General features: G+C 66.3%; 16 protein-coding genes. 11 read left to right on the plus strand and 5 right to left on the minus strand.

The window, feature by feature from the left end:
• Positions 1-5: 5 nt before the first annotated feature.
• Positions 6-1703, minus strand: a complete 1698-nt coding sequence (locus tag HRUBRA_RS01245) for a class I adenylate-forming enzyme family protein (RefSeq protein ID WP_035513751.1) — start codon at positions 1701-1703, stop codon at positions 6-8.
• 199 nt (positions 1704-1902) lie between these two features.
• Between HRUBRA_RS01245 and HRUBRA_RS01250 the strand changes: the two genes are divergently transcribed.
• A complete protein-coding gene (locus HRUBRA_RS01250) occupies positions 1903-2922 on the plus strand; it encodes a phosphotransferase (RefSeq protein ID WP_035513753.1) in 1020 nt (339 codons plus the stop codon).
• A 7-nt stretch (positions 2923-2929) separates the two neighbouring features.
• On the opposite strand, the gene HRUBRA_RS01255 is transcribed toward HRUBRA_RS01250, so the two are convergent.
• Positions 2930-4636, minus strand: coding sequence for a DUF3336 domain-containing protein (locus HRUBRA_RS01255; protein WP_052094256.1), 1707 nt, complete (start codon positions 4634-4636; stop codon positions 2930-2932).
• A 195-nt stretch (positions 4637-4831) separates the two neighbouring features.
• Between HRUBRA_RS01255 and HRUBRA_RS01260 the strand changes: the two genes are divergently transcribed.
• A complete protein-coding gene (locus HRUBRA_RS01260; RefSeq protein ID WP_035513755.1) occupies positions 4832-5902 on the plus strand; it encodes an efflux RND transporter periplasmic adaptor subunit in 1071 nt (356 codons plus the stop codon).
• Positions 5902-8955 carry an efflux RND transporter permease subunit gene (locus HRUBRA_RS01265; protein WP_035513758.1) on the plus strand — a complete coding sequence of 1018 codons (3054 nt, stop codon included), beginning with the start codon at positions 5902-5904 and terminating at the stop codon, positions 8953-8955. Before HRUBRA_RS01260 ends, HRUBRA_RS01265 begins: the two co-directional genes overlap by 1 nt.
• Positions 8956-8958: 3 nt before the next feature.
• On the opposite strand, the gene HRUBRA_RS01270 is transcribed toward HRUBRA_RS01265, so the two are convergent.
• The 3 genes from HRUBRA_RS01270 to HRUBRA_RS01280 are packed head-to-tail and all read right to left on the minus strand — an operon-like array spanning position 8959 to position 11677.
• On the minus strand, positions 8959-9714 hold the full coding sequence (locus HRUBRA_RS01270) for a sulfotransferase family 2 domain-containing protein (protein ID WP_035513759.1): 756 nt from the start codon (positions 9712-9714) through the stop codon (positions 8959-8961).
• Positions 9715-9768: 54 nt separating this feature from the next.
• Entirely contained in the window at positions 9769-10122 is a 354-nt protein-coding gene (locus HRUBRA_RS01275) for a hypothetical protein (RefSeq protein WP_144244338.1), read from the minus strand.
• The gene (locus tag HRUBRA_RS01280; RefSeq protein ID WP_035513762.1) at positions 10109-11677 is read right to left on the minus strand and encodes an acyl-CoA synthetase; all 1569 of its coding nucleotides are present in this window, start codon (positions 11675-11677) and stop codon (positions 10109-10111) included. Before HRUBRA_RS01280 ends, HRUBRA_RS01275 begins: the two co-directional genes overlap by 14 nt.
• Before the next feature lie 106 nt (positions 11678-11783).
• Here HRUBRA_RS01280 and HRUBRA_RS01285 point away from each other — a divergent pair, with 106 nt between their 5' ends.
• The 8 genes from HRUBRA_RS01285 to HRUBRA_RS01320 all read left to right on the plus strand — a co-directional run bounded on the left by HRUBRA_RS01285 (position 11784) and on the right by HRUBRA_RS01320 (position 19365).
• Entirely contained in the window at positions 11784-12569 is a 786-nt protein-coding gene (locus tag HRUBRA_RS01285) for a putative hydro-lyase (protein WP_035513764.1), read from the plus strand.
• 14 nt (positions 12570-12583) lie between these two features.
• Positions 12584-13327, plus strand: a complete 744-nt coding sequence (locus HRUBRA_RS01290; RefSeq protein WP_035513766.1) for a 5-oxoprolinase subunit PxpA — start codon at positions 12584-12586, stop codon at positions 13325-13327.
• A 1-nt stretch (position 13328) separates the two neighbouring features.
• Positions 13329-14006: a 5-oxoprolinase subunit PxpB gene (gene pxpB, locus HRUBRA_RS01295; protein ID WP_035513768.1), complete on the plus strand. Its 678-nt coding sequence runs from the start codon at positions 13329-13331 to the stop codon at positions 14004-14006.
• On the plus strand, positions 14003-14944 hold the full coding sequence (locus HRUBRA_RS01300; protein ID WP_035513769.1) for a 5-oxoprolinase subunit C family protein: 942 nt from the start codon (positions 14003-14005) through the stop codon (positions 14942-14944). Before pxpB ends, HRUBRA_RS01300 begins: the two co-directional genes overlap by 4 nt.
• Positions 14941-15792 (plus strand): glutamate cyclase domain-containing protein, encoded by an 852-nt coding sequence (locus HRUBRA_RS01305; RefSeq protein ID WP_035513770.1) that lies wholly within the window; start codon positions 14941-14943, stop codon positions 15790-15792. Before HRUBRA_RS01300 ends, HRUBRA_RS01305 begins: the two co-directional genes overlap by 4 nt.
• A complete protein-coding gene (locus HRUBRA_RS01310) occupies positions 15789-16646 on the plus strand; it encodes an aminotransferase class IV (protein ID WP_035513772.1) in 858 nt (285 codons plus the stop codon). The genes HRUBRA_RS01305 and HRUBRA_RS01310 overlap by 4 nt, the downstream gene beginning before the upstream one ends.
• Positions 16646-17719, plus strand: a complete 1074-nt coding sequence (alr, locus tag HRUBRA_RS01315; RefSeq protein WP_035513774.1) for an alanine racemase — start codon at positions 16646-16648, stop codon at positions 17717-17719. The genes HRUBRA_RS01310 and alr overlap by 1 nt, the downstream gene beginning before the upstream one ends.
• A 137-nt stretch (positions 17720-17856) precedes the next feature.
• Complete coding sequence (locus HRUBRA_RS01320; RefSeq protein WP_035513777.1) at positions 17857-19365, plus strand: Ppx/GppA phosphatase family protein; 1509 nt, start codon at positions 17857-17859, stop codon at positions 19363-19365.
• Positions 19366-19372 lie beyond the last annotated feature (7 nt).

A 19372-nucleotide genomic window follows, 5' to 3' on the forward strand; every position in this document is an offset into this window, starting at 1 on the left:
GCCCTTCAGGCGGCGTCCTCGACTTTCAGCGCCTCACGGAGTTCACGCTTGAGGAACTTGCCGTTGGCGTTGCGCGGCAGCGGTTCGTCGAGGAACCACAGGTAACGCGGCACCTTGAAGGCGGCAAGGTGCTGTCGGCAGTGGCTGCGCAAGACTTCCGCATCCACACTGGCCCCGGACTTCAGGTGTACCGCGGCACCGACCTCTTCGCCCAGGCGGTCATCCGGCACCGCAAAGGCCACGCATTCGGCAACTGCCTCGTGGTGAAAGAGGGCGTTCTCGACCTCGGCGCAGTACACGTTCTCGCCACCGCGCAGGACCATGTCCTTGGCCCGGTCCACGAGGTAAATGAAGCCATCTTCATCCATGTACGCGACGTCACCGGTGTGCAGCCAGCCGTCGACAATGGTCTCAGCGGTTGCCTCCGGTCGGTTCAGGTAGCCCTTGATCACCGGTGCGCCCCGAACCACCAGCTCACCGATATCGCCGACCGGCAGCTCCTTGCCTACCGGGTCGACGATACGCGCTTCGAAGGTGGGCATGGCCGGTCCGACGCTGGTGGGCCGGTCCATGAAGAACTCCATGGAAACCGCCGTGATAATGCCCGAGGTCTCGGTCATGCCGTAGCCGGTGTTCGGGCGAGCGGTCCTTATGGTCTCGCTCACCTTGCCCACAAGATCCGGCTGCATGGCGGCCCCGCCGCCACCGACGGACTTCAGCGAGGATGTATCCCGGGCCGTGAAGTCCGGGTGCATCATGATTTCCCGCGCCATCATGGGCACAGCATTGAAGGTGGTAACCTGCTCCCGTTCAATGAGGCGCAGCGCTTCCGCCGGATCCCATTTGTACATGTGCACAAGGCGTCCGCCGACCAGGGTCACCACCTGGGCGACACAGTTGTTGGCGGTGACGTGGAACAGCGGCGTAGCCACCAGGGCGCGGATCTCCGAGCTGCCCGGCTCGGCGGGCGCCTCGCCGCGGGCCAGAGCCAGGGCCCGGGGCTGTACCGCATTGGCAAAGGCTACGTTGAAGATGTTGTTCACACAGCCGCGGTGCGTCAGCTGCGCACCTTTTGGACGGCCCGTAGTACCCGACGTGTAGAAGATGCAGGCGTCGTCGTCGGGGGCTATGGTGACCTCGGGAAGCCGGGACTCGCTGTTGACCAGCTCGGCCCAGTCTGTAGCCCAGTCAGGCAGGTCATGCGGCACGCGCACACCGACCACGATGAGGTCCGGGAAGTCGCTGCGCAGCTCAGTGAAGCGCTGAAGCCGCTCCTGGTCGGCAATGAGCACCCGCGGCGTCGAGTCCTCGAGGCCGTAGTGCAGCTCCTGCGGTACCCACCAGGCATTCATGCCGACCACCACGGCGCCCATGGCCGTCAAGGCCCAGTAGGCCAGCATCCATTCGGGATAGTTGCGCATGGCGATGGCCACCCGGTCCCCCGGTCCCACCCCGGCCTCGGCGAGCCAGTGGGCGATAGAGCCGGTGATGACCTGGGCGTCTGCGTAGCTCAGTCGCTCCTCGTTATAGACCAGGTATTCCTTGTCGCCGTGCCCGGCCGCACCGAGCCAGATCTCCCGCAGCGAGGGCGGTGCGTGCGCGTAACTACGCACGGAGACACCGCCTACCTCCGCCGTGGTCACCTCGAACAGCTGCCCCGGGCCGGTGAGTTCCTGCCAGGCCTGCTTCAACTCTGCGTACATGCGCATCTCCCGCCGTTATTTGACTTAGTGGCGAAGGAGCATAGCGTCACCGCGCGGAGCGCTCAATGGCCGTGGCACCGCTGCCCCGGCGCTGTCACCTGCGGTTTATTTTTTTGCCTCCCGGTGTCATTGTTCCCGGCGGCGTCGCTGCGGATACTCGGCGCCCCGCATTCGCTAGCGACTGGCTTTGGAGAGCACGATGAGCACGCAGACCCTGGACACGGAACGCCTGGCCCCCTACCTCGCCGAACACCTGCCCGGCTTTTCCGGCGAACTCGGCGCCGAGAAATTCGCCGGCGGGCAGTCCAACCCGACCTTCCGCCTCAGCGCCGGCGGGCGCCAGTACGTGCTGCGACGCAAGCCCCCGGGAGAACTGCTTGCCTCCGCTCACGCCGTAGACCGGGAGTTCCGGGTCCTCTCAGCCCTCGCGGACACCGCGGTGCCGGTCCCGGAGGCGTACCTGCTTTGCGAGGACGAGAGCGTCATCGGCTCCATGTTCTACGTCATGGAGTATCTGGAGGGACGGGTCTTCTGGGACCCAACGCTGCCGGAGGTGAGCGACAACGCCGAGCGCAACGCCATCTATGATGAGATGAACCGCGTGCTCGCTGCGCTGCATAATGTCGACGTGGATGCTGCGGGACTGACGGATTTCGGTCGCCCCGGCAACTACTTCGAGCGCCAGGTCAGCCGCTGGACCAAGCAGTATCGCGCCTCGGAGACTGAGCATAGCGAGGCCATGGAAAGACTCATCGCCTGGCTGCCCGGGCACATGCCGCCGGACGACGGCGCCGTGAGCCTGGTGCACGGCGACTACCGCCTCGACAATCTCATGTTCCACCCGACGGAACCACGCATCATCGCGGTGCTGGATTGGGAGCTCTCGACGCTGGGCCACCCGCTGGCGGATCTCGCCTACCAGGTCATGGCCTGGCAGCTGCCGGGGGATGCGGGGCTGCGAGGCCTCGCCGGCGTGGATCGGGCCACCCTGGGCCTGCCCTCAGACGACGCCTACGTGGCCGAGTACTGCCGGCGCACGGGGCGCGACGGTATCGACCACTGGAACTTCTATCTGGTGTTCTGCTTCTTCCGCCTGGCGGCGATCCTGCAGGGGGTGAAAAAGCGCGCCCTGCAGGGCAACGCCTCGAGCGCCGAAGCAGAAGCCAAGGGCGCCCTCGTCGAGCCGCTGGCGCAGCACGGCGTGGCGCTTATCGACTAGGCAAGGTTCAACCCGCTGCGCGTTTTCCGGCGCGCGCCTTGCTCTTCGGAGCAGCCTTCGCCCCCGGCGGGGCTTTCGCTCCTGGCGGGGCTTTCGCTCCTGGCGGGGCTTTTGCTCCCGGCGGGGTTTTTGCTCCCGGCGGGGTTTTCGCTCCCGGCGGGGCCTTGGCCAGGCGCTGGGAGCCCGTTTCCCGCATTGCCTCGCGATCGGAGCGGGTCGGCGCCGGGCGTCGTCGGGATGCGCGGGGTCGGTGGTACTTGTCCCCCTGCGGCCGCAGGTCGCCGTACTCGAAGCGGTAGAGGATTTCTTCCATAGTGCGCGAAATCCGCGTGCAGATGCGGATCGATTCCACCTGGGGAAAGGCCGAATGCTCGCCCCCCTGCATCAGCGCCACCAGTTCTTTCTCCGAGAGATGTGACAGGATCTTCACCGGGTTATACCAGCGGAAACTGGGAACGATATTGATATCACCGCTGTAGTCCTGGTCCATGAGTGCATGCACGCTGTTGAGCGCCAGATTCAGCCGCGGGAAACGGTCCCCGCGTCGCTGGGCAACACCGCGATAAAAATTGAGCACCTCCCGGCCAACGCCGATACCGAGGGCGCCGAGTGCCATCGCCATCTTGCCCCGCGGCTTGCCGCCGTTCAGGAACGGCGTAGCAATGGGATTCACCATACTCACGATGTAGTGATTGGTGCTGTAGAGCCGGGACAGGCGCTTGGCCGGCAGGTCATCAGCGATAGAGCCGTCCACCCACTTGCGCGTGGGCAGATAGGGCTGCGGCTCGCCGTGCACGTTTTTGGCCATGAGCATCACCGGCGGGAACACGCCGGGGACAGCGCAGGACGCCATCACCGCCGAGCGGATGTACACGTTCGGCGAGGTAATGGCATTAAGCAGCCGCGAGCGCTGGTGGGTCTCCGCCGGTGCCACCGTAATACTGATCTGCCGCCCGGTCTTTTCATAGGCCTCCTGAAAGGTCATGTCCGGCACAAGCCGGTCGATGATCTTCTCCAGGTCGCTCACGTCGATGGACGGGTTGGTGCCGAAAAACATGCGCGAGAATACGCTCGCCTCGCGCTCAGCCTCGAAGTGCACGTTCGCCGGGTCGTAGAAGCGGCGCATCTCCGCATCGGTATGGGTACCGAGAACCCCGGCCACAAGGGAGCCGGCGCTGGAACCGGAAATCACCCGGGGCAGCAGGGCCTCCTCCAGGAGCGATTTGACCACGCCCATATGGTAGAAGCCGAGGACGCCGCCCCCGGAAAGCATCAGTGCCGAGCGCCCGAAGCAGATGTTTGCACGGTAGAAGAAATCCATCCGCTCCTGGATGCCGATCTCCTTCTCGGGCAGATCGGCGAGGTAGCGAAGGGCGTCGTCGATCTCGTCGATGTACTGCTCGACAAGGTGCTTGGTGCCGAACTTGGCGCGCTGGTAAAGGCTCGCGCGGCCCATGCCGCCCATATTGCCGTGGATACCCTCGTTGAGGGTGTAGAGCAGCCCGTGGTTGTCGTGCCGGGCCCGCAGGCTGCGCAGCCGATCAAGGCGCAGGCGGATCTGGGCGTAGTCATACTGTCGGCTCTGGTCCATCTCGCGCCAGCGCCGGGCGCCGCTCAGCTCGTCGTGGGCGAGCGCGGCCTCACGCCAGGCGGCGTAGCTCTCGGCGCGGTCCATCTCGCGCTCGAGCGCCTTGAGCTTGCTTGCCTTACTCATACATAAGTCCTGTTCATCCCGCTCCCGGGAGCATACCGTCTCACCGTTGCCCCGCCCAGCGCGGGCTGCGGGGTAAGCTGGCGGCTCTTGATCTTTGTCAAGGGCCCGGGGGGAGGCTTACACTCTAGTCCCGGACCCCGCCAGCACCCGCAGCGAAGCCGGCAGAGAACAACAACACCACGACGAGGAGCTGTCTTGCGCGCCTACCTGCTTGTTATTGCCCTGCTCCTGGCGATTTTCGGTGCCATCGGCCTGTACCTCGCGCAGCGTTTCGCAACCCTCGGCAACCCACCGCCGCAGCCGCCGATCACCGTGAGCGCCACTCGGGCAACGCTTGCTTCCTGGCGCAACGTGCTTGACGCCGTAGGCACCATCCGCGCTCTGCGCGGCGTGGAGCTTGCGGCGGAGACCAGCGGCGAGATCACCGCCATCGCGGTAAGTTCCGGCCAGAGCGTGGCCGCCGGCGACCTGCTCGTCGTCCTGAACGACCGCGTGGAGCAGGCTGCCCGGGAGCGCCAGAAAGCCAACCTGGAGCTCGCCCGCCTGCTGTTTGAGCGCGACGCGAGCCTGGTCAAGCAGAAATCCATTCCTCAGAGCCAGTATGACCGCTCCCGGGCGGACCTGCAGGCCGCCACAGCCCAGCTCGCCGAGCTCGAGGCGCGCATCGATAACAAGCGCATCCGCGCCCCTTTCGCGGGCACCATGGGCATCATCAGGGTTCGAGAGGGCGATTATCTCGAGTCCGGCACGCCCATCGCCTCCCTGCAGGACCGGCAAGCGCTGGAAGTCGACTTCACCGTGCCCGCCCGCCACGCGCCCCGGCTGCGTCCCGGGCTCACGGTTGCGGTGAGCACCGCGGCCTGGCCGGGCCGCCGCTTTGACGCCCGCCTCGAGGCCCTGGACGCCGCCGCAGATCCCGGCACGCGTAACCTGCTTCTGCGGGCGCGCCTCGAGGAGACAGAGGGTTTGCTCCCGGGGATGTTCGCCAGCCTGAAGATCGACCTCGGCGAGACCGCGACGCACGTCACGGTGCCGGAAACGGCGGTCACCTTTTCCCTGCAGGGTAACCTTGTCTACCTCGTTCACGAGGATGAGCAAGGGCTCAGCGTCGAACCGCGGGTGATAACCACCGGCGCCGTGCGCGACGGGCGCGTGGCTGTGCTTTCAGGGCTCCAGGCCGGGGAGCGCGTGGTCAGCGTTGGCCAGAACAAGCTCTACCGGGGCGCCCGCATCGTGCTCGATGACAGCTCAGGCTCCGACACCTGATGCGCTTCACGGACCGCTTTATCGAGCGGCCAGTGCTGGCCATCGTAGTCAGCGCTCTCGTGCTGCTCCTTGGCCTCGCCTCCCTGTCCCGGGTCGGGATCCGCGAGTTTCCCGCGCTGGAGCGCTCCGTGATCACCGTGACCACCGTGTTCCCCGGAGCCAGCGCCCGCACCGTGCAGGGCTTTGTCACCACGCCGCTGCAGGTGAACATCGCCGGTGCGGCGGGCATCGACTACCTCTCGGCGACCAGCGACGCGGGGGTGTCCACCATCGAGGTACACGTGCGCCTCGGCGAAGACACCGATCAGGTGCTCACGGAGGTGGTCGCCAAGGTTGCCCAGGCCCGGGATGAGCTGCCCCGGGACACGGAGGACCCGGTCATCGCCACCGGTTCCGGCGACGATGCCCTCATGTACCTCGCCTTCACCAGCGAGCAGCTGTCGCCTTTCCAGATCAATGACTACCTGCTGCGCAGCGTGCAGCCGGAGCTCGCGACGCTCGACGGGGTAGGCAAGGCGGCGATCTTCGGTCGACCCCTGGCCATGCGCCTGTGGCTCGATCCAGTGCGCATGGCCGCGCTCGGCGTCACCGCCGCAGACGTCTCCGAGGCCGTGCGCCGGGACAACTTCCTCAGCACCGCTGGCGCCACCGAGGGCAAACTGGTGCGCATCAACGTCGATGCGCGCACAGACATGCAGACCGTGGAGGATTTCGAGCGTCTGGTGGTCCGCCAGGAGGGCGAACGGCAGGTCCGCCTTTCCGACATCGCCGAGGTGGAGCTGGCGGCCGAAAACAACCAGTCACGGGCTTTTTCCAGCGGCGAAGCGGCGGTGTTCATGGCCCTTGAGGCGGCGCCGGATGCCAACCCCCTCGAGGTTTCTGCTGCCGTGCACGCCCAGCTGCCGAAACTTCGCGCCTCCCTCCCGGCGGACCTCAAGCTGCGGCTCGACTGGGACGGTAGCATCGCCATCGATGCGGCCCTGCGCGAGGTAGCTACCACGCTGATCGAAGCCACCCTCATCGTCATCGCGGTGATCTATCTGTTCCTCGGTTCCTTCCGGGTCGTGCTGGTGCCGCTGGTGATCATACCCCTGTCGCTTATCGGCGTGGTGGCGCTCATTCTTGCCATGGGCTTCTCTCTGAACCTGCTCACCCTGCTCGCCATGGTCATCGCTATCGGGCTGGTGGTAGACGACGCTATCGTCGTCGTCGAGAACGTGCACAGGCACGTAGAAGAAGGCGCCACACCGCTGCAGGCGGCAATCACCGGGGCCCGTGAGGTCGCCATGCCGGTGCTTGCCATGACCCTCACGCTGGCCGCCGTCTACGCCCCCATCGCCTTCATCGGTGGTCTCACCGGAGCTCTTTTCAGTGAATTCGCGCTGACCCTGGCCGGCGCCGTGCTGGTCTCGGGCCTCATCGCCCTGACGCTGAGCCCGGTGATGGCCTCCCGGGTGCTCAAGCACCACGGCGAGCAGGGGCGCTTTGCCGACTGGCTGGATGCACGTTTCAGCGCGCTCACGGGACACTACCAGCGGCTGCTCGATACCTGCCTGGGCAATCGCGGCGCAGTGCTGCTCTTTGCCGGGGCCATCCTTTGCGCACTGCCTCTCCTTTTCCTGCTGACGCGGGACGAGCTCGCACCGGAAGAGGACACCGGCGGCGTGTTCTATGTCGGCGTGGCGCCGAGCTACGCCAATCTCGACTACATCAACCGCTACCTGGACCAGGTGGTGGACCTTTGGCAGGACATACCCGAGGTCGCCTCCTCCTGGCAGGTAATCGAGCCGTCCAGCAATTTCGGTGGCCTCACGCTCACCCACTGGGACGAGCGCGAGCGCACACAGCAGGCCGTGCAGGCACAGTTCCAGCAGCGCCTGGGCGGCATCGCCGGTATGGAGCTCTTCTCCTTCGGCACACCGTCCCTGCCCGGGGCCGGCGGCGGTCTGCCCCTGGCCTTTGTGGTGGCCTCCACAGCGCCACAGGAAGAGGTCTACCGGGTGGGCGAGGAGCTGCTGCAGCGGGCCCGGGAGTCGGGGCTGTTCATCTTCGTGAACCAGACGCTGGACTTCAATCGCCCGGAGGTAGAGGTGCGCATCGATCGCGAACGCGCCGCCCGCCTGGGCATCGCCATGCGGGATATCGGCGAGACCCTCGCGGTGATGCTCGGCGAGGCGGAGGTCAACCGTTTCACCTATGCGGACCGCAGCTACAAGGTGATCCCCCAGGCCGGGCGGGACTTCCGACTCACGGAGGAGGAACTCGAAAAATACTACCTGCGTGCCGCCGGTAACGGGCTCGTGCCCCTATCCACGGTGATCCGCCTGGAGCACCGGATACAGCCCAACCAGCTGAGCCAGTACCAGCAGCTCAACAGCACCACGATCCAGGGCCTGATGCTGCCGCCGAATACCCTTGGCACTGGCCTGGCCTTCCTGGAAAAAACCCTGGCGGAGATCGCACCGCCCTCCTTCCGCGCCGGGCACACCGGCGAGTCTCGGCGCTACAAGCAGGAAAGCGGCAGCTTCCCACTGCTCTTCGGCCTCTCCCTGATCCTGATCTTCCTTGTGCTTGCTGCGCAGTTCAACAGCTTCCGCGACCCGCTCGTGGTGCTGGTCGCCGTACCCCTGTCGATCTTCGGCGCCGTGGTACCCATCGCCCTGGGCATGGTCACGCTGAACATCTACACGCAGATCGGCCTGCTCACGCTCATCGGCCTTATCAGCAAGCACGGGATCCTCATCGTGGAGTTCGCCAACCAGCTGACCCTACGCGGTGCTCCGCGGCGGGACGCAGTCCTTGAAGCTGCGGCGCTGCGCCTGCGGCCCATCCTCATGACCACCTTTGCGACGGTGCTGGGGGTCCTGCCGCTGCTGCTGGCTTCAGGCGCCGGTGCCAATGCGCGCTTCGGCATCGGCCTCATGATCGCCGCCGGCATGCTCGTGGGCACGCTGTTCACGTTGTTTGTGCTGCCGGTGTTTTACCTGCCTTTGCGCCGACGCGCGGCGACCCCGCCGGCCGATGCCGAGGAGCAGATGCCGGCAGTGAGCTGACGCTCAGCCGTCCAGGCGGGCGTTGGCATAAGCCACCAGCTGCAGGTCCTGCGCGTTCCAGGCCAGCAGCTTTTCGTACAGCTCGTCGCCCAGTTCACCCCGGGTGGCCTCGAGCCGTTCGTCGAGGGGGGCACTGAGATCGGTGGCCGTCACGTTTTCGGGCGTGATGCCGTCGTAGCTGAAAGCGATACCGTGTGCGCGCAGCACGCCCGAAAAGCGCTGTACATCGTGGTCAAAGAACTCAGTCCTGGCCAGGAGCTCAACGGCATCGAGGTTGCGCAGGGCCTGCGACAGGTCGAGGCAGAACCCCCCGTCCGCGCCACGGCGATGGATAGCAAGACGCCCATACACGGCGGCAAGGTTGCGGGTCTGCGCATTACTCAGCGCCAGCATACCGCGAGGCTCTGCGGCACTCCGCTGCACCCATTCCCTGAAACTGGCCGGCATTCCGGCATCGTTAGCGCCCCGTTTCCTGAACCGATAGATGGACCGCAGGCGCAGCAAGGGATGCCGGATGAATACCACCGGGAGGATCTGTACATCCAGGGAGGTCGGAACAGGCAGATTGACCTGGTGCGATGAGAACGCAATCTCATCACGGTTGTGCAGGATCTTGAGCAGTTCATCCTGGCTGATCTTGGAGAAGTCAAAGGGACCGTCAAAGGCCAGGTGGCGCCCGGGAAAATTCATCCCGAGCACCTTGTCGAAGGTCGAGCCGCTGTTCTTGAAGATATGGTAATGGACGATAACCGTTTTCACGCCACTGCCCCGTTCACTATCGTTTGTCCGTTTGTCTGTAGGCCGTAGCCGGGCTCAAGGGTTTGCGGCTACCGCTGTGGTACGGGCTTTCGGCTCATCCTTGCTCGCCCGCTTACTGCCAGCGATTTCTCTAGCCGGGGCGCAGGCGCTTCTACAACGCACCATGAAAGAAAAAACCATAGCGCCCGCTGCCTCGCCCGCCCGGGTCGACCCTTTCACCAGGACGATAAACGGATCTCTTATCGCTCCGCCGGTCCGGATCGGAAAGGCATGGCCCCAGAGCACGGCCCGGGCGAGGAGCAGGCGGATAAGCGTGAAGTTGTTATCCCTGACACCATCGTAGGCCTGCAGTGTCAGAAATTGATTCCGGGAATCGGTGCCTGCCGACGAATCGTCAGTGCTCGTCATCAGCTCTAGGCCCGTCATCCGCCCGCGCCCCGCCGCGGAACTCCTCGGCCAGGTGACGCTTGTAGAGCTTGCCGTTGTCCATGCGCGGCAGCTTGGGATGGAAATGCAGCGCCTTCGGCACCTTGAGATGCGCCAGGCGGTCGCGGAGCCACTCCATGATCTCAATGGCGACCTCATCCGTTGCGTCGACCCAGTTCAGGGGCTCGACCACCGCTGTTACTGCCTCCCCGAACTCCTCATCGGACACACCGAAGACAGCCACGTCCGCCACCTTGTCGTGGGTGATGAGGATGTTCTCGATCTCCTGCGGATAAATGTTTACGCCGCCGGAAATGATCGTAAAGTGCTTGCGATCCGTGAGATAAAGGAAGCCGTCTTCATCCACGTAGCCCACGTCTCCGGTAGTCGCCCAGCCGCGGTGATCAAAAGCCTCGGCGGTTTTCTCCGGTTCGCCGTGGTACTCGAAGCTGGCCTGCTCCCCGGAGAAATACACCGTGCCGATCTCGCCGGGTGGCAGTTCTTTACCGTCGTCGTCGACGATATGGATCGCGCCGAGCACCGCCGGGCCCACGGACCCCCTGTGGGTCAGCCAGGCGGCGGAATCGATGATAGTGATACCGATGGCCTCGCTGGCGGCGTAGTACTCGACGATCACCGGGCCCCACCACTCGATCATCTTCTCCTTGACCTCGACAGGACAGGGCGCCGCAGCGTGGATAGCAAACTGCATGCTGGAGACGTCGTACTGTTCCCGGGTCTCCTTCGGCAGCTTGAGCATGCGGATGAACATGATGGGCACCCACTGGCTGTGCGTGCAGCGGTGCTCCTGGATCAGCGCCAGCGCCGCCTCCGGGTCGAACTTTTCCATCACCACGGTAGTGCCGCCAAGCGACAGCACCATCATGTTGTAGCGCAGCGGCGCGGCGTGATAAAGCGGCGCCGGCGACAGGTAGACCGTCTCGTCACTGAAGCCGAAGGCTGCGCCAAGGCTCGGCGCCATCGGATACTCCGCGTAGGGATCATCGGTGGGCGGCGGCAGGAACACGCCCTTGGGCTTGCCCGTGGTGCCCGAGGAATAGAGCATATCCACACCGTAGGCCTCGTCGGCGATGCGCTCCGCCGGCTGAAGATCCACCGCTTCCTCCCAGCTCTCGAAGCCGTCAGCGATACCGCCGACCATGTAGAAATGGCGTACGGCTCCCGCCCCCGCCAGCATCTCTCCGGCAACCTCGTGCATCTTCGGCGACGTGATGAACAGCTTCGCGCCGCAGTTCTCAAGGATATAGCGGGTTTCCTCAGCCTTCAGATGGGTGCTCACCGGGGTGTAGATAATCCCTGAGCGCTGGCAGGCGAAGCAGATTTCCAGAAACTGGCGACAGTTTTCGAGCATCAGGGCGATATGGTCACCCTTGGCCAGGCCCAGGCTGCGCAGCAGTTGGGCGCCCTGATTGGAGCGCTCGTCGAGTTCGCGGTAGGTGACGATCTCGCCGCTCCCCCCCATGATGATGGCGGGCTTGTGCGGGAGGGTCTCTGCGGTCACGCTGGGATGGGGCATACGGCGTCCTCGTTGCTGTCGTATTATCGGCGTTATCATAGGCGTTGCTTGTAGCGTCGTACACAGGCAACAGAAATCGGCGCGACCACCGGACCGGAGCGACACCATGGACCGCCACGCCAGCCCGGCCGCCCTGCGCGCAGCGATGCGCAGCGGCGCCTTTACCGACAACACCTCAGGCTTCGCCCCGGGTCACGTGCAGTGCAACCTGGTGATCCTGCCCGATGCCTTTGCCGGCGACTTCCTGCGCTTCTGCCAGGCCAACCCCAAACCCTGCCCGCTGCTGGCGATAAGTCCCTCCCCCGGTGATCCGACGCTGCCCGCCCTCGGCGACATCGATGTGCGCAACGACCTGCCGCGCTACCGGGTTTTCGAGGACGGTGAAGTGACCACCGAAGCCCTGAGCATCGCCGATCGCTGGCAAAGCGATTTCGTGGCCTTTGCCCTGGGGTGCTCCTTTTCTTTCGAGGAGGCTCTGCTGGCGGACGGGCTGGAAGTGCGCAATGTCAGCCTTGATTGCAATGTCCCCATGTACCGCACCAACATTCCCTGCGCTCCCGCGGGCCCCTTTCGGGGCGAGATGGTGGTCAGCATGCGGCCCTTCCGCGCCGCCGATGCCATCCGCGCGATCCAGGTCTGCACACGTTTCCCCGCCGTGCACGGGGCACCGGTGCACCTCGGGGACCCGGCGCTTATCGGTATAGACAACCTGGACGCTCCGGACTATGGCGATCCGGTACCCGTGGCCGCCGATGAGCTGCCGGTTTTCTGGGCCTGCGGCGTGACCCCGCAGATCGCCCTGGCTCATGCGCGGCCGCCGGTCGCAATCACCCACAGCCCCGGCTGCATGCTGGTCACGGACCTCAACAACAGCCGGCTCGCCGTACTCTAGCCAGGAGGCCTCCCATGCTGCTCAATTGTGACCTCGGTGAAAGCTACGGCTCCTGGCGCATGGGTATGGACGCCCACGTGATGCCACACATCGATCTGGCCAATATCGCCTGCGGGTTCCACGGTGGCGATCCGCTGACCCTGGCGGAGACCCTGGCCCTGGCGCGGGAGCACGGGGTTGCCGTGGGCGCGCACCCGGCCTACCCGGACCTCGTCGGCTTCGGCCGCCGCTCCATGAACCTCTCCCGGGAGGAACTCATCGCCACGCTGCGTTACCAGATCGCCGCCCTCGAAGGTATGGCCGCCTGCGCCGGCATCGCGCTCGACTATGTGAAACCCCACGGCGCGCTCTACAACGACATGATGCGTGACGCGACGATACGCGACGTGGTCATGACCGCCCTCGCCGGCTTCCACCGCCCCTTGAAGCTCATGCTGCTGGCCACCGCTGCGGCCGACGCACACCGGGAGGAAGCGACTCGACACGGTATCGATCTCCTCTTCGAGGCTTTTGCCGATCGCCGCTACGACGACAACGGACATCTCCTCTCCCGGTCAGAGTCCGGCGCGGTGCACAATCGCGAACGCATGCTCGAGCAGGTGGAGTCGCTGCTCCAAGACCGGGCCGTGACCACGGCCCGAGGTCAAAGGCTGACGCTGGAGGCTGACACGCTTTGCGTCCACGGTGACAACGAGGAGGGAGTACGCGCCATCGAAGCCATCCGTGAACGCGTCGGCAAGCGCAGGGCCCGCGCCTGACATGATCATCGAACTTGCAGGAGAGAGCGCCGTCATGGTCTATCTTGGCGAGACCATGGACCCGGCCGTGGCCGCGCGGGTGCAGGCGCTCGCGGACGCACTCCCGGACGCGCTCGATGAAGCCCTGCTGGACCTCGTGCCCTCCTATGCGTCGCTGCTGGTGGTCTACGACCCGTACCTCACCGACCACATGGCTGTCGTGCGTAAGCTGCATCATCTCGGCTACGCCCTCGAACAGGGTCGCGCAGGCGAAGGTCGGCTGGTGGAACTGCCAGCGTGGTACAGCTGCGAGAGCGGTGCCGACCTCGAGGAACTTGCGCGCCGCGCGGGGCTTGCAATGGCGGAGGTCATCGCCCTGCACAGCGGCACCGACTACCGCGTTTACGCCATCGGCTTCGCCCCGGGCTTTGCCTACCTCGGCGAGGTTGACGAACGCATCGCCGCGCCGCGGCTGGCAACACCGCGGCAACGCGTGCCCCGGGGTGCGATCGCCATCGCCGACCGACAGACCGCCGTTTACCCCGCTGCTTCCCCCGGCGGCTGGAACCTCGTGGGGCGCTGCCCCCGGCGCCTCTTCGACCCCGCCGCCGACCCGTGCATGCCGGTCGCCGTGGGCGACCGCGTGCGTTTCCGGCCCATCGACCGCGAGGAATACCTCGCCCTCGGAGGAGAGCCGTGAGCGGGCTGCACGTGGAAGACCCGGGCCTCCTCGCCCTGCTTCAGGACGGCGGGCGCCGCGGTCACTATCGCCTGGGCCTTACTGACGGGGGTCCCCTGGACCGGCAGGCCTTCGACCTGTGCAACCGCCTGCTCGAGAATCCCGCCGGCGCCGCCGCCGTTGAGCTCACCTTCGGCGGTGCCCGCTTCACGGTCGGGATCGACAGCTATCTCTGCGTCACCGGAGCCCCCATGCCGCTGAGGATCAACGGCGAGGAGCGGTCGACCTGGGAGGTGCACCCGGTGCGCGAAGGCGACAGCATCGCCCTCGGGCATCCGCCGGCCGGCTGCCGCGCCTACCTTGGCGTCGCCGGTGGCTTCCAGGCCGAGCCCGTCTTCGGCAGTGTCTCCACAGTGCTCCGCGAGGGGCTCGGTGGCCTCGGCACCGGCAAGCTCGCCCCCGGTGACCTCCTGCCGTGCACGCCCGCACCCGGGCGGCGTCGTCTCTACCTCCCGGAAGCAGCACAGCCCCGCTACAACAGCCAGGTTACGCTGCGGGTAATCCCGGGCTACCAGCAGCATCACTTCCCCAGGCTCGCCCAGCGGCGCTTCTTCGGCAGCCGCTACACTGTTACGGACCGGGCCGACCGCATGGGCTACCGCCTTGAGGGCCCGGTGGTGCGGGCCGACATCGAGGGTCTTCTCTCCGAAGGCATCTGCCTCGGGGCGATCCAGCTGCCCGCGGACGGACAGCCGATCGTACTTCTTAACGACCGGCAGACCATCGGCGGCTATCCGAAGATCGGCGCCGCCCTCTCCCTGGACCTCGCCCGGCTGGCTCAGCAGCGGCCCGGTGGCGAGGTCGTATTTACGCCCATCACCCAGCACGCTGCGCACAACGCCCTGCATCTCGCCCGGGCCTTCGAGGCATCCCGGTCGATCCAGGAGCGCGGGCCGTGACCCCAACCGCCTTCGACGATGCCCTCGAGGAGCTCCTGGTCTTCCGCAACCCCCGCGGAATGCAGAGCCTTCGGGCAGCGCTCTCCCCGGGCTACTACCGCCGCGCCAGCACGCTCCTTGCGGCGGCGCGCCGGGTACTCATAGGCACGGGCTTCCCCGTGGCCGGCACCTTCGAAACTGATGGTCCCGTCGGTGCCATGGCACTCTACCGCGCCCTGGAGCAGCGCGGCGCCCAGTGCTGGATTGCCTGTGCCGCGCCGCTGGCGGCCGAGCTCGAACATGAATTCCGCGTCCTGCCGCTGCAGGCGACGGATCGTGATGCCGCCCGGGAGGAAGCGATCCTGCGCCTGGCCCAGGTCACCCCGGACGCTATCGTATCTATCGAGCGGCCGGGGCTTGCCGCCAACGGCCGCTACTACAACATGCGCGGCGAAGATATCTCAGCGGACTGCGGCATCTTCGACAGCTACCTCGAGCTCGCCGGCTGCCCTACCATTGCCATCGGCGACGGTGGCAACGAGATCGGCATGGGCAAGGTGGCCGACGCCGTCGCGAAGCTTTCTATCACCCCCGCCGCCACCAGCTGCGACGAGCTGCTGGTGGCGGACGTCTCCAACTGGGGCGCCTACGGCCTGCTCGCCTACTTCGACCTGCTGGAAGCCACCGATCATCTGGGCACCGTGCGGCCCCGGGAGCTGCTGGCCTTCCTCTCCTCCCGGGGTAGCGTCGACGGTGTCACCCGCGAAAACACGCTTACGGAAGACGGCATGGACCCCGCCGCCGGCGAAGCAATCATCAGCGAGCTGCGTGCCCTGACAGCCGCGGCGAAACGCGAGGCAGACGCATGAACACCGTATACCTGAATGGCGCCTGGACCCCCATGACCGAGGCGCGGATCTCGCCCATGGATCGGGGCTTCCTCTTCGGCGACGGAATCTACGAGGTGGTGCCCTCCTACGGGGGACGCCCCGTCGGCCTGGGCCCGCATCTACGCCGGCTCGCTACCGGCCTCGACGCCCTGGAAATCGACCCGGGGCTCACGGAGGGAGACTGGCGGCAGCTGGTGTCACAGCTGATTGAGCGCAACGGAGCCGGCAATCTGGGCATCTACCTGCATGTAAGCCGTGGCGCCTACGACAAGCGCAACCATGCTTACCCCGCCGAGGTACAGGCAACGGTGTTCGCCTATGCCTTCGAGATCCCGGCCGCACCGAGCGGCGACCCGGCACAGGTCCGGGCCTATCGGGTCAGCACGGCAGAAGACCTGCGCTGGAAACGCTGTCATATCAAGGCTACCGCTCTCCTCGGCAACGTCATGCATATGCGTCAGGGTCAGGCCGCGGGCAATGATGAAACCATTCTCTTCAACACCGCTGGCGAGCTCACAGAGGCCGCCGCCTGCAACGTCTTCCTGGTCTCCGGGGGCGCTGTCGCCACGCCGCCCCTGGACCACCAGAAGCTCCCGGGCATCACCCGGGAGCTGGTGCTGGATATCCTGCGCCGTTACAGCGATGTCACCGTGGAAGAACGCGTAGTGCACCGGGAGGAGCTGGCCGAGGCCGACGAAGTGTGGCTGACGAGCTCCAGCAAGGAGATCGCCCCGGTCACGGCCATCGACGGGCACCCGGTCGGAGATGGCCGGGTAGGCCCGGTCTGGGCGTCGGCCCAGGCTCTCTTTGCGGCTCACAAGTTCGAATACTGATGCGCCCGACGCGAGCCCGCATCGAGCTGGCGCGGCTGAGGGCCAATGCGGCTCTGGCGGCGGAAAAGGCGCCGGACTCCCGGCTCATGGCGGTGCTCAAGGCCGACGGCTACGGCCATGGTGCTGTCGCCGTAGCGCAGGCGCTCGCGGCGACAGCGGACGCTTTCGCTGTCGCCACCCTCGACGAGGCCGTCACCCTTCGCGAGGCGGGCATCCGTCAGCCGGTGCTGCTCCTCGAGGGCCCCTTCGAGCCCTCGGAGCTGGAGGAAATCCAGGCACGGGAGCTGACCGTGACGATCACCGGACCGGAGCAGCTTGCCTGGGTCGAGGCGGCGCGCCTCCGGGGACCGGTGGCCTGCTGGCTCAAGCTGGACACCGGCATGCATCGCCTTGGCCTGGACCCGGCGCGGGCCCGGGAAGCCTGGGAGCGCCTGGACGCCTCGGCTAACGCGGACCTCCAGGCCGCCTGCACCCACTTTGCCCGCGCCGAAGAGCTCGACCGGCCCGAGACGGGCAGGCAGCTCGAACGCTTCCTCGCTGCCACCCGGGACTTGCCCCTGGCGCTCAGCGCGGCCAACTCTCCGGCGGTACTTGCCCGCCCCGAAACCCACCTTGACTGGATCCGCCCGGGCTATCTTCTTTATGGCGACACGCCCCTGCCGCGAGAGCATCCCGCGGGAGCAGGCCTCGCGGCGGTAATGCAATTCGAGTCCGCGGTGATTGCCGTGCGCGAGATTCCCGCCGGCGACGCGGTGGGTTATGGCGGCAGCTGGGTGGCCGAGCGCCCCTCGCGCATCGCCACCATCGCCGCGGGCTATGGCGATGGTTACCCGCGCACCACGGCGAACGGCACGCCGGTGCTGGTGAAGGGTCGGCGGGCGCCGCTCGCCGGGCGGGTCTCCATGGACATGCTCACCGTCGATGTCACAGACCTGCCGCCAGTGCAGGTGGGCGACCCGGTCCGGCTCTGGGGCGACGATCTGCCCGTTGGCGAGGTCGCCCGGGGCTCGGGAACCACGGGCTACGAGCTGCTCGCGGGGATGCCCGCGAGGACGCCACGCGTTTACACCTGATTTCCTGCAGGGTGCACGACTCCGGCCGGCCGCATCGCAGCGGGTCAGCCGCTCTCCCGGGGCGCAGCTCCCGCAGGACAAGGGCCGGGGGCATCCGTTACCATGGTGGCTTCGACACCCATCAGACGCAGCCAGCCGTGCCCGCCACAGACCCAGACGAACTTCCCGAGGGCAGCCAGCTCGCTGCCCTCGATATCGGCAGCAACTCCTTTCACCTTATCGTCGCCCGCTACGAACACGGCGAACTGCGGCCCAGCCAGGTGCTCGGTGAGAAGGTGCAGCTAGGCGCCGGGCTGAAAAACGGCCGCCTCGAGCCCGCCGCCATTCAGCGAGGGCTCGACTGTCTATCGCGTTTTTCCCAGGTGCTGCAGAGCGTGGAGCCCCGGCGCCTGCGCGTGGTGGGCACAAACGCCCTGCGCCAGGCAAAGAACCGTCGCGAGTTCACGGAACCGGCGCGGGACATCCTCGGCGCACCGGTAGAGGTGATCTACGGCCGGGAAGAGGCCCGTCTGGTCTACCTCGGCGTGGCGCACACACTGGCCGACGACACCGCCGCACGACTGGTCGTGGATATCGGCGGCGGCAGCACAGAGTTCATCGTTGGTGAACGCTTCGAGCCCCGGCGCCTGGAGAGTCTGCAGATGGGCTGCGTCTCCTACACGGCCCGCCATTTCAGCGACGGACGCCTGGACCGACGCGACTATGAAAAAGCCTACGAGCGCGCCTGTGTAGAGGTATCGCACATCCGGAAAAGCTTCCGCAGCAGGCACTGGCAGGAATGCGTGGGCTCCTCCGGGACACTGCAGGCCATCGAGGCCATGGTCACCGGCGAGGGCTGGAGCGACAGCGGCATCACCCGCAAGAGCCTGGCGCGACTGCGCAAGCAGGTGCTCAGCCACAAGCACGTCAACGAGCTGTCGTTCAGTGGACTTTCGGAGGCGCGGCGCCCGGTGATCACTGCCGGCATTGCTATCACCGAGGCTCTCTTCGAGGTCCTGGAGATCGAGCACATGCGCACCTCCCGGGGCGCGCTGCGCGAGGGCGTGCTCTACGAGCTGCTCGGCCGCCTGCGCCACGAAGACGTCCGCGAACGCTCCATCAACGCTATGCAGCAGCGCTACAGCGCCGACACGGAAACCGCGGCCCTGGTGGCGAGGCGCGCGCGCATGCTCTTCGATGCCACCCGTGAAACCTGGCGCCTCGGCGCGGAGGATGGAGATCTGTTAGAACGCGCCGCGCTCACCCACGAAATAGGCATGGCCATCTCCCACAAGCATTTCCATCGCCACGGTGCCTACCTGTTGCGCAATTCCGATATGCCGGGCTTCTCCCAGGGCGAGCAGGAGGCCCTGGCGCTGCTGGTAGCAGGCCACCGCGGCAAGCTGAAGCGCGAGCTGGTAGAGGAACTGGCCGGCGACGAGGGTGAGCGTCTGGCGCGCATGACGGGTATCCTGCGCCTGGCCGCCCTGTTCAAGTACGTGGAACTGCTGGAGGAGTTGCCGGACTTTCATCTCGGCGCCGAGCGCGCGGCGCTGGCCCTGGAATTCCCTGCGGGCTGGCTGGAGCAGCACCCGCTGACCTGGCAGGAACTCTACCAGGAACAGCGGGCCTTCGAGCGCCTGGGGCTGGCGCTAAGTTTCCGTTAGCCGGTGC

The organism is Pseudohaliea rubra DSM 19751 (assembly GCF_000764025.1).
GTDB classification, from domain to species: domain Bacteria; phylum Pseudomonadota; class Gammaproteobacteria; order Pseudomonadales; family Halieaceae; genus Pseudohaliea; species Pseudohaliea rubra.